Source organism: Bacillus sp. JJ1122, from assembly GCF_036964885.1.
In the GTDB taxonomy this organism is placed as follows: Bacteria; Bacillota; Bacilli; order Bacillales; family Cytobacillaceae; genus Mesobacillus.
Genome location: NZ_JBALQL010000016.1, coordinates 11,974 through 26,533, shown reverse-complemented (window position 1 = coordinate 26,533; position 14,560 = coordinate 11,974). Strand labels below are relative to the sequence as shown.

9 protein-coding genes are annotated in these 14,560 nt (G+C 44.4%); 1 reads left to right on the top strand and 8 read right to left on the bottom strand.

The genetic code is table 11. The features are described from left to right. Positions 1 to 14: 14 nt before the first annotated feature. From V7201_RS10025 to V7201_RS10015, 3 genes are all read right to left on the bottom strand, one after another. Complete coding sequence (locus V7201_RS10025; RefSeq protein ID WP_335376613.1) at positions 15 to 1,703, bottom strand: sugar phosphorylase; 1,689 nt, start codon at positions 1,701 to 1,703, stop codon at positions 15 to 17. After that, positions 1,696 to 4,371, bottom strand: a complete 2,676-nt coding sequence (locus V7201_RS10020) for a glycosyl hydrolase-related protein (protein WP_335376612.1) — start codon at positions 4,369 to 4,371, stop codon at positions 1,696 to 1,698. The genes V7201_RS10025 and V7201_RS10020 overlap by 8 nt, the downstream gene beginning before the upstream one ends. 108 nt (positions 4,372 to 4,479) lie before the next feature. Continuing rightward, a complete protein-coding gene (locus V7201_RS10015) occupies positions 4,480 to 6,438 on the bottom strand; it encodes a fructose-specific PTS transporter subunit EIIC (RefSeq protein ID WP_335376611.1) in 1,959 nt (652 codons plus the stop codon). Between the two features lie 230 nt (positions 6,439 to 6,668). On the opposite strand from V7201_RS10015, the gene V7201_RS10010 reads away from it, so the two are divergent. After that, positions 6,669 to 7,409, top strand: coding sequence for a MurR/RpiR family transcriptional regulator (locus V7201_RS10010; protein WP_335376610.1), 741 nt, complete (start codon positions 6,669 to 6,671; stop codon positions 7,407 to 7,409). 206 nt (positions 7,410 to 7,615) lie between these two features. Here the strand turns inward: V7201_RS10010 and manA are convergent, their stop codons facing one another. From manA to V7201_RS09985, 5 genes are all read right to left on the bottom strand, one after another. Beyond that, positions 7,616 to 8,560, bottom strand: a complete 945-nt coding sequence (gene manA / locus V7201_RS10005; RefSeq protein ID WP_335376609.1) for a mannose-6-phosphate isomerase, class I — start codon at positions 8,558 to 8,560, stop codon at positions 7,616 to 7,618. 191 nt (positions 8,561 to 8,751) lie between these two features. Further along, entirely contained in the window at positions 8,752 to 9,609 is an 858-nt protein-coding gene (locus tag V7201_RS10000) for an ROK family protein (protein ID WP_335376608.1), read from the bottom strand. 27 nt (positions 9,610 to 9,636) lie between these two features. Further along, the gene (locus tag V7201_RS09995) at positions 9,637 to 10,863 is read right to left on the bottom strand and encodes an MFS transporter (RefSeq protein WP_335376607.1); all 1,227 of its coding nucleotides are present in this window, start codon (positions 10,861 to 10,863) and stop codon (positions 9,637 to 9,639) included. 131 nt (positions 10,864 to 10,994) lie between these two features. Continuing rightward, positions 10,995 to 11,993, bottom strand: a complete 999-nt coding sequence (locus tag V7201_RS09990) for a zinc-dependent alcohol dehydrogenase family protein (protein WP_335376606.1) — start codon at positions 11,991 to 11,993, stop codon at positions 10,995 to 10,997. Beyond that, positions 11,993 to 14,515, bottom strand: a complete 2,523-nt coding sequence (locus tag V7201_RS09985; protein WP_335376605.1) for a beta-mannosidase — start codon at positions 14,513 to 14,515, stop codon at positions 11,993 to 11,995. Before V7201_RS09985 ends, V7201_RS09990 begins: the two co-directional genes overlap by 1 nt. Between the last annotated feature and the right edge of the window lie 45 nt (positions 14,516 to 14,560).

Sequence of the window (14,560 nt, the reverse complement as noted above, 5' to 3'; positions counted from 1 at the left end):
ACACCACCTTCACCTTATTTGGTCACCCATACAAATTCATACGGTTGTAAAGTGATGTCACTATCGATTTTTTCACCAGTTAACAAATTTGTCCCCTTAACATCAGCGGCAAGTTTTGCTGGTTTTGCTTTGACATTGACTGCAAAGAATATTTCTTCACCTGTTTCTTTATTGAAGCGCTTCATGGCAAAGAAATCAGACCCAAGATCGAATACTTCCTGTTCTGCGAACGGTGAGAAAGCAGACTCTGCCTGGCGGATTTCAATCATTTTCTTCAATCCGCCAAAAATGGCTTTTCTTCGCGGGCTTTCCGTAAGTTCACGGGAAATCGTGTCAAAGTCAAATTTTTCTCTGTTAATCCGGCGATTGATCCCGGATTCCTCCACTCCTCGCTGGTCATTCTGCGACCCAAGCAGGGAATGGTAATAAATCGCAGGGACGCCTACGAAGGAAAGGAGAATGGAATGAGCAGCAAGCATTTTCTGTACCTTCAGTTCCTCTGTTACGTCTTCTCCTTTATTAACGAGAGCATCACTGTAGTTGATATTCAATTCATATACCGATTGACTGCCATCGGGATTGTTTTTATAAGAAACACGGCCGCCATTTTCGACTACCTTGTTCACTAGCAATTGCTTCTCTTCTTCTGTAAGAATACCCTCAGTCGGGCGCATGCCGATTCCATCGTGGCTGGCAAGGAAGTTGAAGTAGGTTGCATTTTCCGAAACCTTGCCAATCGTCTTCGCCCAGTCCGTCAATTTGCCTGAATCATGGGTCGTCAATGTGTAAAGGACAAGCGGCGGCAATGAAAACTGATAAACCATTTGCGCTTCGTTTGTACCATCGCCAAAATAGCTGATGTTTTCTTGATGTGGCACATTTGTCTCCGTGATAATTTGCGTTCCTGGCTTAAAGTGGTCAAGCAGCGTGCGCCACATCTGGATGATCGCATGTGTCTGCGGCAAATGCATGGAGCTTGTACCCGACTCCTTCCACAGGAAGCCGATGGCATCAAGACGGATGCTTGTTCCTCCCTTGAATGCATACGTAAGCAGGATATCAGTCATCTCGATTAATAGCGGCAAATAAGCAATATTCACGTCGACCTGGTCTTCGCTAAAAGTAGTCCAAGCCGTTTTGATCCCGTTCTTCCCTTGGTATTCATGGAATAGCGGTGATGTCCGCGGTCTCACCACCTGGCTCGCATCAAATTCAGGGTCAAACGGAATAAAATAGTTCTTATATTCAGGATGATCCTGCAGATACTGCTGGAACCATTCACTTGATTTTGAAATATGGTTGGCAACAAAATCGAACATCAGACGATAATCCTTTGATAGGTCCGCGATATTGCTCCAATCGCCAAGCTCCGGATGGATTTCCCGGTAGTCCGTTACCGAGAATCCATCATCAGAAGTATAAGGGAACATTGGCAGCAGATGCACATCGGTTACAATCCCTTTAATATACTCCTGTAAAAAACGGTGGAGCGTCTCAAGTGTAGGCGTTCCCTCTTCATAAATGCTGTCGCCATACGTAATCAAGTAGACATTCTTTTCGGAAATAGCAGCATTTTGGGGCCATTCAACACCAGACCACTTGTCCACGAGTCTGCCTGCCATCTCGATATAGCTATCCGAATACTTTTCGCCGTAAATAAATTTCAGCTGGTCTTCCATTATTCCAAGAAGAGTCTTATTCATGGTTTATTCCACCCTTCATCAGCTTGAGAGTAATATATCCTTTAGGAGGGATGACGATGGATTCCATATCTAATTCTTCTCCCTCTTTTTCATAAAGATCGGTTTCCACTGCTCTTGTAAAATAACTGCTTGTTACGGCAAACGATTCTTTGTCTCCTGAAGGATTATACAGTCTTACAAGTAGGTTTCCGTCTTCATAAGCCTTCTTGCAGGCACTGACAAAAACTCGCTCATTATCAATTTCGAACAATGAATAGGATGCAAGTGCCTTTTCAACCGGCTGCGGAAGTTCGAATCTTTCCAGTCTTTCTTCAAATGTGTTGTAGGCTTGCAGTTGGTAGGACGCGTATCGGCCACGATATTGGTCAACTTCAGCAAACAACTTTCCAGCTTCAAACGGTTCATCCACGAAGACAATTCCATAATGGAACTCCATTTTCTGCAGCATCTGTGCGTCAGGTGTCAGCACGACTTTATTATTGATGCCTGATGCACGTCCTGGACGCCATGCAAGATTATCTCGGCCTAATAGTCCAACGCTTCTGAATAGAGTCAGAGCGAATGTCCCTGATTTCTTGATGACTTCGTACTCTTTAATGCCCTTCGTAATGACTGCAAAAGTACCCTCGCCGTCAGCTACAGCCGCAAAGTTCTCAAGAGGATAATAAGGAACTGGAGCTTCCGCAAATCCTTTCTCCTTCCAATCTGAAAGATAAGCGTTCACCGTTGGTCTTTCTAACACACTGAAAGCCTGGTCGCCATATGAGGATTCTGGACTTTCCACAGGAGTATCCAGAAGCACCCGGACACGGTGGTCGCAAATTCTGTTATCGATTTCGTGAACAATCCTGAGTGTTTTCTCTCCTTTGCGCAGCTCCAATTTAGTCAGGATCTGTAACAGCATTGTTTCCGTCCCGCTCTGCCTCTCATCCAGATTCCCTAGAACGTGCGCTTCATGCATCACAGTCATGATTTCAGCCTGATCCGCCTTCTCTACACTGATCAATACAGCCTCATCCAGGATGCGCTTCACATCACCATCAAGTGGTGAAAAATCATATGAATCCCCAGCGTCTGCCATGTTTTCAAACTTCATAAAGTCTGCCAATGCTTTCCCGGACTTTTTGTTGCTCAGTTCAAGCTTGCCATCTTCCAGACGGACCAAATACAAGTCGTTTTCAATATAGGCATCTGAGCTAGCAGTCATTTCTGCACCGCCCTGCCTGCCTTCTTCTATTAATAATGCTTTATATCCCATCGCAGGAATTTTATCAGCATGAATCAATACGACATTGCGGTAGTATCCTGGCTGTTCAACTTCCTTTTCACCCTCAGCAGTGACGACAATGATTTTGCCGCCGCTGATATATTCCTGGCTTGTCAGGTCGAATGAAAGCTCTATACCATCTAAATCGGTAACAGCGAACTCCTTTTCTTTTGTAAAAAGAACACTTTCGACCATTCCTGAATAAGGCTTAGGCAATGTATTAAAAACGATATTCAAATTGTTTTTCTCAAGCTGATTGCTGATTGCCCGTGTCAGCTGTTTCTTCAGAATGTTGAGAAGGCCATCGGCAATCCGGTCTACCTTGGTGAGACGATGCATAATATCTGCGTTCGTATCATCAGAATTGCAGCCGCCAATACTATCATGTGCATGGACGTCGAATAGCTGCTTCCACATTTGATCCAGCCATTTTTCCGGATAGTTCAATCCGAGAGAAACTCCGATCATCGCCATTGGTTCAAGTATGTGGATGATCTTTTCCTCTACCTGGTCATTCAACTGCTTAATATCATAGCGCTGGGAGCGGATCGTATTATGAATACGCGATTTCTGAGGCGCAATCAGCTCACCTTCAATCACATTTTTAAAGTTCCCATTTTCCCAGGCAGCTTTCATGAAGCTTTCATAATCTGAAAGCACATATTCATGAACCGGATCCTTCTCATTCAGTTTCGCAATCGTTTCGGGAAAATGCTCCCTGACCAGCACCTGATCTCCCCCTGCTGGTAAAAGCAGATGGTCGCTGTTTTCATTTAAGTCAGCAAGCTTTCCAAGCATCGGCTGCAGGCGTTCCTCGTAGTACGCCTCATCAGCTGCAAGGAATTTTCCTGGACCGTAGCCAAAATAAAGATTATTTGCTTTAACCGTTTTTCCATCTGGCGACTTCCAGATAAAATTCAAGTCTCCAGCTAGCTGGTCTGTATAAATTCCTCTTTGCAAAATACTGCTGTCGATTCCAAATCCGGAGAAAATCGATGGAAGATATGCATTTTGCCCAAAGATATCTGGCAAATACCCTACTTCCATGCTATGCCCGAATTCTCTGGCAATACGGGTGCCATACAAAAGGTTCCGGATAGTCGATTCCTTATTGACCAGCAATGTATCGGTCTGTGTATACCACGGCCCGATGAACAGCCTTTTCGCCGAAACCAACTTTTTAATCCGGTCCTTTTCCTCAGGATTGATTTTCAAATATTCTTCAATCACAGATACCTGCGCGTCAAAAACGTAGCCATGATAGTCTTGATCATTTTCAAGGATGGTCATCAGGTGATCGAGATTCTCCGCAAGCAAAACATTTGAATCTTCTATTGTAAAATACCACTCCCGATCCCAGTGGGAATGCGGGACAACGTATACGAATTTTTCTTTATTCATCTGCCAGGCCCTCCATTACAGAATTGTTGTTTATCTAAGATGTAGGATTCTTTGTGTTTGAAAAAATAGAGCAAGGTGCCTGTTCTAAACAGACACCTTTTTCTATTTTTACTTGGCTGCTTCTTGTCGCTTAATAATCGCAAAGCGAATGAAGATGTTGCTCAGAGCGATGAATAGCACACCAGCAAGCAAGCCGATGAAATATGCCCAGAAGTTTTCAACTAACGGCCAGCCCCAGACTGCAGGCAGCGGATACCATTGGACAGCCCCAAGTGCGACCGCTGTGACAGACCCGATAATTGCTCCAATAATGTTCAAGGGAATCGTAATCAACGGGTTGCGGAGCATAAACGGAATTGCCCCTTCACTGATCGCAATGAAGCCTAGCAATAAAGATGTATTTCCAGTTACACGAAGGTTTTCATCAAAAACCCTGCGTCCGACAACGTATTTATCGATAATAGTTGCTAAACCTAAGCCAATTGGCGGAATGACAATCGCCAATACCCTCGCAGTCAGAGGGAAAATCTGATCGGCAGCAAGACCGATTGCAATCGCTCCGGCTGCTTTATTAATAGGACCACCAAGGTCAAAGGCAGTAGCTGCAGCAATGACAGCTGACAGGAACAATGTGCCAGAGCCTTGTGCGGATTCAATGTAATTTCTGATTGCTTCATTTAAAGCCCCGAAAACCGGATCTACAAAGTAAAAGTTCAGGAAGAAAATCGTAAGAACGCTTAGTGCAGGAATGATCAGCATTGGCTTCATTGCCTGCAGATTTTTGTGCAGCTTTATTTTCTCATTCAAAAATCTTGAAACATAACCTGCTACAAGACCAAGGATCAGTGCACCAAGGAAGCCAGAAGGAATTCCGCCCTCTACTCCCCAAAATGTATAATGAAGGCCTGCAGCAAAAGAACCACCAATTAAACCAGAAACAAGGCCTGGCCTTCCTGCCAGTGAATATGCCACGAACGCTCCGAAGATTGGGTACATGAATTTAAAGATTAATCCACCGAATTTATCAAGGTGATGAAGGATCACTAGTAATTCGTTCGCATGTCCAATATATTTAGAATCGTTAATTTCTCCTGCCAGTCCGAATGGCATTGCACCTAGCTTCGCAATACCGATCATGAGACCAGCTGCCACGATAACAGGAATCATGTAAGAAATACCTGTTAGAATCGCCTGGGACATTTCCGCCCAAATTCCTTTATCACCAGAATCCATGGTGGCATCTCCATCTTCACCAGAAGCCTTGACAACTCCATCAGGATTATTCAAAGCACGATTGATCATTTCCTTTGCGCTCTTCAATGGCTCGGCAACCTTCGTTTGCACATAAGGCTTGCCATTAAAGCGTTCCATTCCTTTAGGAGAGATATCCGTGGCAAAAATGACGGCATCTGCCTCTTTAATCAGCGCTTTCGTGTGCTTGTCCTCTAGACCGTTAGCGCCTTGCTTTTCGGTAAGAACGCGGACACCCATCTCACGGCCTGCTTTTTCTAACGCTTCAGCAGCCATATATGTGTGGGCAATTCCGGCAGCACATGCTGTAATCGCAACAATGGTTTTTGTGTATTCTTGTGTCTCAACTTTTTTATTGTCTACCTGGTCAATCGCAGCGATGAACTCCTCTGCATTTTTAGCGTTCATCAGTCGCTGATGGTAGCTTGAATCCATCAAGCGAGTACTCAATTCTGATAGAAGGCTTAAGTGAGTAGAACCAGCTTCTGCTCCTGGGATTGCAAGCAAGAACACAAGCTCTACCTGATTATTAGGATCGATGCTTTCCCAGTCTTTTAATTTCTTTGTCAATCTTGCCACCGCAAAAGCTGCTTTTTTTACAGCGGTTGATTTACCATGGGGGATTGCCAGTCCGGCTTCAAAGCCCGTCGGCGAAATCTGCTCCCTCTCCATTACGGCATGATAATATTCTTCTTTTGAGCTAAGGTATCCGTTCTCATCAAGTGCATCAACTAGATTACGGATGACTTGTTCTTTTGTGTCCCACTCTACATCTAAAAAGAGCAGACCTTTTTCAGTCATGTCTTTTAAATTCATCTCGTTTCACTCCACTCTTTTAAAAGATTTATATTTAAGCGCTTTCTAAAATGGTTGAAAGCCTTTTCTAAAATCGCTTACAATACATTTTTAACATGAATACCACGCCGGTGTTTGTACAATCAGCGTACAATTGTACAACATTGAAGAATTCTTGAACTCGAGGATTTTATAAATTGCCTTGGCGCTATGGTATAATCAGTGAAATAACGTTATACAAGGAGCAGACAATGGGATATATCATTGAACATTTTTCCCATGCGATACCATCGCTAACCCATGCGGAAAAGCATGTACTTTACTATATTGAATCGAATTTGGAAAAAGCGAAGCAGCTGTCGCTGACTGCGATGGCTGAGGAAAATAATGTAAGTACCACGACCATTGTAAGGATGTGCCATAAGCTTGGACTGGAAGGGTTCACGGAGTTGAAGTTCTTTTTGAAGGGGATTGAAAATGAACAATTGCCAGGAGAAAAAAATCCGCTGGACCGGTATAGAAACGATATCAGTAATACCTTGGCATCCATTCAGCTCGAGGAAATTGAAAAAATAGCAAATGTGATTACCCATTCAAGTCGGGTGATCATCGTGGCCGTAGGACTCTCAAAAATGATGGGTGAATATTTCAGCAAACTGTTCATGCAAGTCAACAAGACGACGATTTACGTTTACGAATCGCACATCATTGACATCCTAACCAACATGCTTGAACTAAAGGACATGGTCATCTTCATCTCATCAAGCGGCGAAACGAAGACCCTTACCAAAATTGCTGAAAAAGTGAAATACAAAACAACACAGACCCTGGCCATCACCAATGCACCAGACAGCACACTCGCAAACTTGACCGAATACACCATAAGCGCCAGCGTCCAAAGAATCACATTCGCCGGATATGACCTCACCGCCAGATCAACACTCGTCATGCTCATTGACCTATTATTTGAAGTCTATCTGAAGAACAAATGAAACATGGGTGAAACACGGGTGAACATGGGGACGGTTCTCATGTTTACGCGAAAATAAAAAAGCAGTAGCTTGTTTCCTTGTTAGGAACATGGCTGCTGCTTTTGTTTTTTGGCAGGTCATTCTCTCGGCTTTAGACTTTCGAAGGCCTGCCTTTCAACTACACTATTTATTAATCAAACGTTTGATTGAATTTTTTTCTGATGGGATTATAAATGAGAAACAATCAATTCAGCATTCCCACTGAGCTCAAACTCCCCAAATCCAGAAGGAAGAAGGAAATGATCACCTTTTTTGAATTCATACTTTTCTTCACCTTTGGTTAGGGAACCAGACCCTGAAATAACACTAACAAGCTCAAATGAATGATTCTGTTCAAGCTTCGCACTGCCTTCCAGCTCCCACTTGTGAACCGTGAAGTAGTTGCTTTCTACGAATGTAGTGACTTTCATATCACCTGTTGTTCCGACGACCGGCTGAATCTCCGGCTTTACGGCAGGGACGGTCGTAACAGCAATTGACTGCTCAATGTGCAGCTCGCGCAGATTCCCTTCATTATCTCTGCGGTCATAATCATACACCCTGTAGGTTGTATCTGAATTCTGCTGAGTTTCAAGGATGACGATCCCCGCACCAATTGCGTGGACGGTACCGCTTGGGACAAAGAAGAAGTCGCCTGGCTGAACAGGGACTTTCGTCAAGAGCTCGTCCCATTTTCCTTCATGGATCATCGCTGCCAACTCTTCTCTTGTTTGAGCAGTATGGCCGTAAATGATTTCTGCACCTTCTTCACAATCGATGATATACCAGCATTCTGTCTTACCCAGGTCGCCTTCATGCTTGAGACCGTATTCGTCATCAGGGTGTACCTGGACAGACAAATCTTGGGCAGCATCAAGAATCTTAGTCAATAGAGGAAAGCGGTCTCCCTCAATATTGCCGAAAATTCGGCGCTGTTTTTCCCATAGTTCACCCAGTGATAATCCCTTAAACTCACCGTTCTTCACAATACTTTGGCCGTTGCTATGTGCAGCAAAAGCCCAGCACTCACCTGTTTGTGTGGAAGGAAGCTCATAACCAAAGGATTTCAGCTGCTCCCCGCCCCAAATACGTTCCTTAAAAACTGGTCCAAAAAATAATGGCTGTAATGACATGTAGTTAAACCTCCAACGTTTCATTAAAACTTCTATAATAGTAACATGAAGAAAAGTTTTAAGTAAAACTCTCCCTATTAATTCTCCCTTTTCCTTAGTCAGACTTTGCGAGCAGTGAAACATGAGAACCGTCCCTGTGTTCACGATTCCGACTGAAACACGAGAACCGTCCCCATGTTCACACCCATATTTCAATGCAATGCTTCTTTGGCCAAAAGCAGTGAGCCAATGATACCTGCGTTATCTCCCAGTCCCGGACTAACTATATAATCAGAGAGCTCTGGTAAAGTCACATAGTCATTTAAAAACTCCGGAAAATACTTGTAAATCGAAGTAAACACCTGCTTTTGATTCATGACTCCGCCGCCCAGTATGATTTTCTTTGGTGAGAGGATCAGGATATATTGCATGAGTGCTTGGGCGATGTAATAGGCTTCCATTTCCCAGACTTCCTCACGCGATACCAGTTCAACACCCTTCGCTCCCCAGCGTTCTTCAATGGCCGGGCCTGCTGCCAGGCCTTCTAGGCAGTCCTGGTGGTATGGGCATTTTCCTGCATACTGATCCTCTGGGTGTCTCCGCACCAGAATATGGCCCATTTCCGGATGGGAAAGTCCTTGAAGCAGCTTACCTTGAACCACTGCCCCTGCGCCAATTCCTGTCCCAACCGTAATATAAAGGCAGCTGTCCAGTCCCTTTGCCGCACCAAAGGTTGCTTCACCTAATGCGGCTGCATTGACATCGGTGTTGAATCCTACCGGAACAGCTAATGCCTCTTTTATCGCCTGAACGAAGGGGTAGTCCTTCCAACCTGGTTTCGGTGTCGAGGTGATATTGCCGTATGTGGCACTATCCAGGTTCACATCAATTGGTCCAAATGATCCAATCCCAATCGCTTCAATTGAATACTTCTTGAAAAAGGCAATAACCTGCGGAATCGTTTCAGATGGGACAGTAGTCGGGATCTGGATTCTCTCCACGATTTTCCCCGTTTCATCTCCCACGGCACAGACAAACTTAGTTCCGCCTGCTTCAATTGCTCCCAGCATCAAAATTCCTCCAAACCAGAAAATATATTAATTCGTTGTTCCCGCCTTCATGTTTCCGTTCGGCTTTTTCCAAATGAAATACAGAGTGGGAATCATGATTACATACACAATCGGAAAAATACTGAACGAAATAGGCAGCAATGCTTCTAGGTCAAAATACTTCCTCATCGTTAAAAATAATACAACACCGATAATCCTGCCAACTCCTAATGGAATTTCACGGATAATGATGTAATCGAGTCTTTTTTCCTTATAATCTGGATCTCTTTCGATCGACTCGTAAATCATCGCGTTCATCGAAGTACTGATCATATTCATGGCGATTGGGGACAGAATGCCGAAGATCACCAGTGAAATAAAGATAGGATAAGCTGAGATCAGCACTGAACTCAATAATATTGTAACTGAACCTATCGCAAAAACGGTAATCCGGTCCTTCGCTTTTGAAAACTTCGCGAGAATATAGAAGGCCACGATTGACATGATTTGCGCACCGGTATTATACAATCCGAGGTTCAGTTCGCCGCCGGCCACTTTGAAGGTCATCATCGTGATTAAAAAAGTGGTAAATGCGCCGGATACGATTCCATCAGCAAACATGATCGAGTACATCTTTTTCCACTCAGGTGACGGATTCTTGATGACGTCCCAGAAATGACTTTTTGTCGTAACCGGGTTCCCTTTTACACGAAGGGAAACGATAAAGGCAATGAACAAAAATACACAAGTTGCCATGAAGACAACGTAATAGCCAATCATCCCCGCAAAACTCGAGATCAAAAGACCGGAAAGAAGCGGTGCAATCACTCCACCAATCGTAAATAAGATTCCCTGGATGTATAAAAACTGATCGCGCTTATCATTCGTCGTCAAATCGAGCACGGCCATATGCATGCCAACATAATACAGACTCATCGCCAGTCCATTGGAGATTCCGAGCAGCATGATATGCTCATCCAATGTGTCATGGAAGAAAAGCATGATTAAATAAGTAATCAGGTAAAACACAAACCCAAGGCGCATGGTGATCATCGGGCTCGTTTTCCTGGCCAGCCATGCACAAAGCCCGAAACTGATAATGATCGCAACAGACCAATACATGCTGTAATAAGCTAAAAGGGAATACGTTTTATCGAGCTTCCAGAGAAACACGCTTTGGAAAACACCAGACAAGGACGTACCAAACGCAAAAAGCGCATTCATCAGCAGATAAAACTTCAATTCCGTAGAAAAAGATCTAAATATAGAAAGCATCTATTATCTCCCTTTAAAAACGAGGGCGTTCACACCCTCGAACTTGTTAAATCTGAAACACAGGGACGGTTCTCATGTTCACACCCATCTCCAAAATGAAACGCGAGAACCGTCCCCATGTTCACTTTCTTCTAGTAAACTATGACACCCTTTGAAACACCGAGCTTCGGATATTCAGCCATGGCGGCTGGTAGGTCTTGAAGTTTAAATCGGTGTGAAATAAGGGTTTGAACGTCTATGACTTTGTTTCCGATTAGGGCGATTGCTTCTTCGTGTGTGTATGGATTTACAAATGAACCTTTCACGGTCAGTTCTTTTGAAAAAATCTCAAAAGGAGATACGGATATGACGGTTTCTGGTGCGGCGACGCCAAATAATAATACTTGTCCGCCTTTTCCAGCGGCTTTAAAAGCGAATTCCATGCTTTCTGGTCTGCCGACGCATTCGATGACAACATCTGCCTCCAGCTCCATTTCATCCATCGGGTTAATCACTTCATCTGCACCAAGCCTAAAGAGTGTTTCCTTTTTGCTCTCTGCAGGCTCGCTCACAATAATAGATTCAACATTCTGCTGCTTCACCAATTGCAAAAACAGCTGGCCAATGAAGCCTCCGCCGATGATGAGCACCTTACTTAACGGTGACAATTGAATTTTTCTAAACCCATGAAGGACACATCCTAAAGGCTCTACTAAAGCCGCTTCTTCAAAAGTCATCGTGTCCGGTATCTTATAGCAGTTTGCTGCCGGAACCACGCAATACTCACCCATACCGCCATCTCGCGTCACACCAACCGCTTGAAGGTTTTCACATAAATGAGCCCGGTTGCTGCGGCAATATTTACATGTTCCGCAATACATGTTCGGATCGATTGAAACCCGGTCCCCTGCCCGCAAATTCGTTACTTCTGCACCTGCTTCAACCACTTCCCCAGCCAGTTCATGTCCAAGAATAATCGGCGGATTCACTTCGGCTGAACCAGGATGGCCGTGGTAAATATGCTGGTCCGTGCCGCAAATGCCACAGCTCTCCACTTTTACAAGAACTTCCCGAGGAGACGGGGATGGTTTTTGCCAATTCAGAACTTCCAGGTTTTTCACACCTTGCAATACAGCTGCTTTCATCATCATCACACCTCGGTTTTCTTCGTTTGCACGCTATTAATCGCTTTAACTCTCAAAGTCTCCCACGGAATGTCTTTCCCTTCCGCCTGGCTTACTTTCATCGTTTTCGTCACATTAGGCTGCAGGTCAAAAAAGTTATCCTCAAGCACAAGCTGTTCGATATCCATTTCAATCGTCACCATCCGTGCCAGAGTATCACTTGATAGAGTAATCTCATTATCTTCCTTACTAAATGCAACCGTTAGCTCAGCATCTGGCAGCTTTACATCCTTTTGATCACGGAAATAATACGTATTTTCATAGGTTTTATCATGTAATGAACGGAGAACGATCACTGCCTCTTCCGGCTTTAATCCACCTAAAGTCTTCTCCTCTATAATCGCGTCTAATTCAAAAACTGAATTAGCTTCAACAGATACATTCCATTTTTTCGAAAAAGCTTTTTCACCCTGAAAATCATATACAGCAAGCTCGATTTCATCCTCATATCCTTCTAATCTGTCATTCACAATCCAAACCTTCAGGTCAGCACCAGGATTATGATCAATCGTTAATAAGATAGGATGATAGAATTTTTTCGCATAGTGGTAGGAAGCTTTCGGCAGCAGGTAATAGTCGATGACAGACCAGCTCGTTCCAGGCCAGCAATCGTTCAACTGCCAGAACAGCGCCCCGCTCGTTTTCGGTTTATTGCGGCGGTAATGCTCAATGCCGTATTTCAACCCTTCAGCCTGCGTCAGCATCGAATAGGCAATATATTCATCCAGATCGTTTGGCACCCCGGTGTACCCTTCCATCAGTAAAATCCCTTTAGGATGATGGATGTCTTTATTCCGGTAGGCCATTTCTTCACTGCCCCAGAAAAATTGATCCTCGGGGATGTTCCGTTCTAGTGTATAGCGGTTAGAAGACGCATGCATGCCGAACTCGCTGGCAAATGCCGTATCATCATTTTTAAAATTTTTAAAAGAAAGGCCTTCAACGCTGTAATTCACAGTCTGCGGCTCACCAAAGGTCCGCGGCTCGATATTGCCGTGCCATACCTGCCAGTTATGCGAGTCACCCTGCTCCCTTGAGTTATGGTCATTCCCTCCGAATGGCGAGCTAGGCCAGAACAGTCGGGTTGGATCGAGTTCGTCCAGGATTTCAGGCATCAGTTCATGGTAGATTTTTTCGCCGTAAAAAGGATCGGTAATTTCACCTGAAGAAAACAACGCTTCATACAGCCAGTCGTTCTCATTATTCCCACACCATAATGCCACCGATGGATGATTGCGCAGGGTTTTGACGACCTGAATGATTTCATTCCGAACATTGGCCATGAAGTTTTTATTGTAATCAGGGTAAAGTGCGCAAGAAAACATGAAATCCTGCCAGACTAAAATCCCGAGCCGGTTGCACTCGTCATAAAAAACATCTCGTTCGTAGATGCCGCCGCCCCAAACACGCAGCATGTTCATGTTCGCGTCCTTTGACAGCTTGATTAAGTGCTTGTACCTGGAATCCGGAACTGACGCGATGAAGCTATCAATCGGAATCCAATTCGCCCCCTTCGCAAAAACCTTCTCGCCATTAAGCACAAAGGTAAAGCAAGGATTCCCTTCCTCATCGACGCGAAGCACTTCAATCGTCCTAATTCCAAAATCCTCGTGCTTTTCATCGATTTGCTGACCATCAGCATATAATTCAACATTCAATAGGTAGAGGTGAGGCGTCCCAAGGTCATGTGTCCACCATAGCTTCGGATTTTCAACTTCGACCGTAACCACAGCCTTTTTCCCCTGAACCTCTGCGCTGCCAGTGAATTTCTCTTCACCAATCGACAGCTCTACCTGAACTTGATAGTCTTTTCCTCTTCTAAAAGAATCCACTTCAACCTCGACATCAACATAGGCTTTGTCTGCCGAAATAGAGGTCGTCTTCGCAAATACTGATTCAATACATGCATACGTCCGTTTCTTAAGATGAACGTCCTTCCAGATACCCGCTGCGACAAGCCGCGGTCCCCAGTCCCAGCCCCAATGGCTTTGATTTTTCCTCGTCCAGATCCGCTCCTTGCTGAATCCTGACCAGTAATATTGAACCTTCTCCTTCACGTGCACATCGATCGGGTCGAATTTTACAGCAAGAACATTCTTGCCCTTTTTCACTTCCCTTGTCACTTCAAAGCTATGGCTGATAAACATATTATCCGTTGAACCGAGCTCGACTCCATTCAGGTAGACTGTCGCAAACGTATCGAGCCCTTCAAACAGCAGTTCATAACGATCATCTTTACTGTCTGTTCCATAAAATTCAAAGGTGGTGCGGTACCACCAGACCTTCTCCTCTACCCACTGGCATTTCAAATCATTATGACCATAGAACGGATCCTCGATCAGCTTCCGCTCAATCAGGGTCGAATGGACATCACCCGGAACCGCAGTCGTCATCCAAAAATAATCAATATATTCAGGTGAGGCCACCTCTAGATCACGTGCAGCCCCGACATCGAAATGCTTAATCTTCCAGTTTTCATTCAGCTTCATAGAAACAGAACCTTTCCTTTAAAAATCTATAAAACTCCCACTATG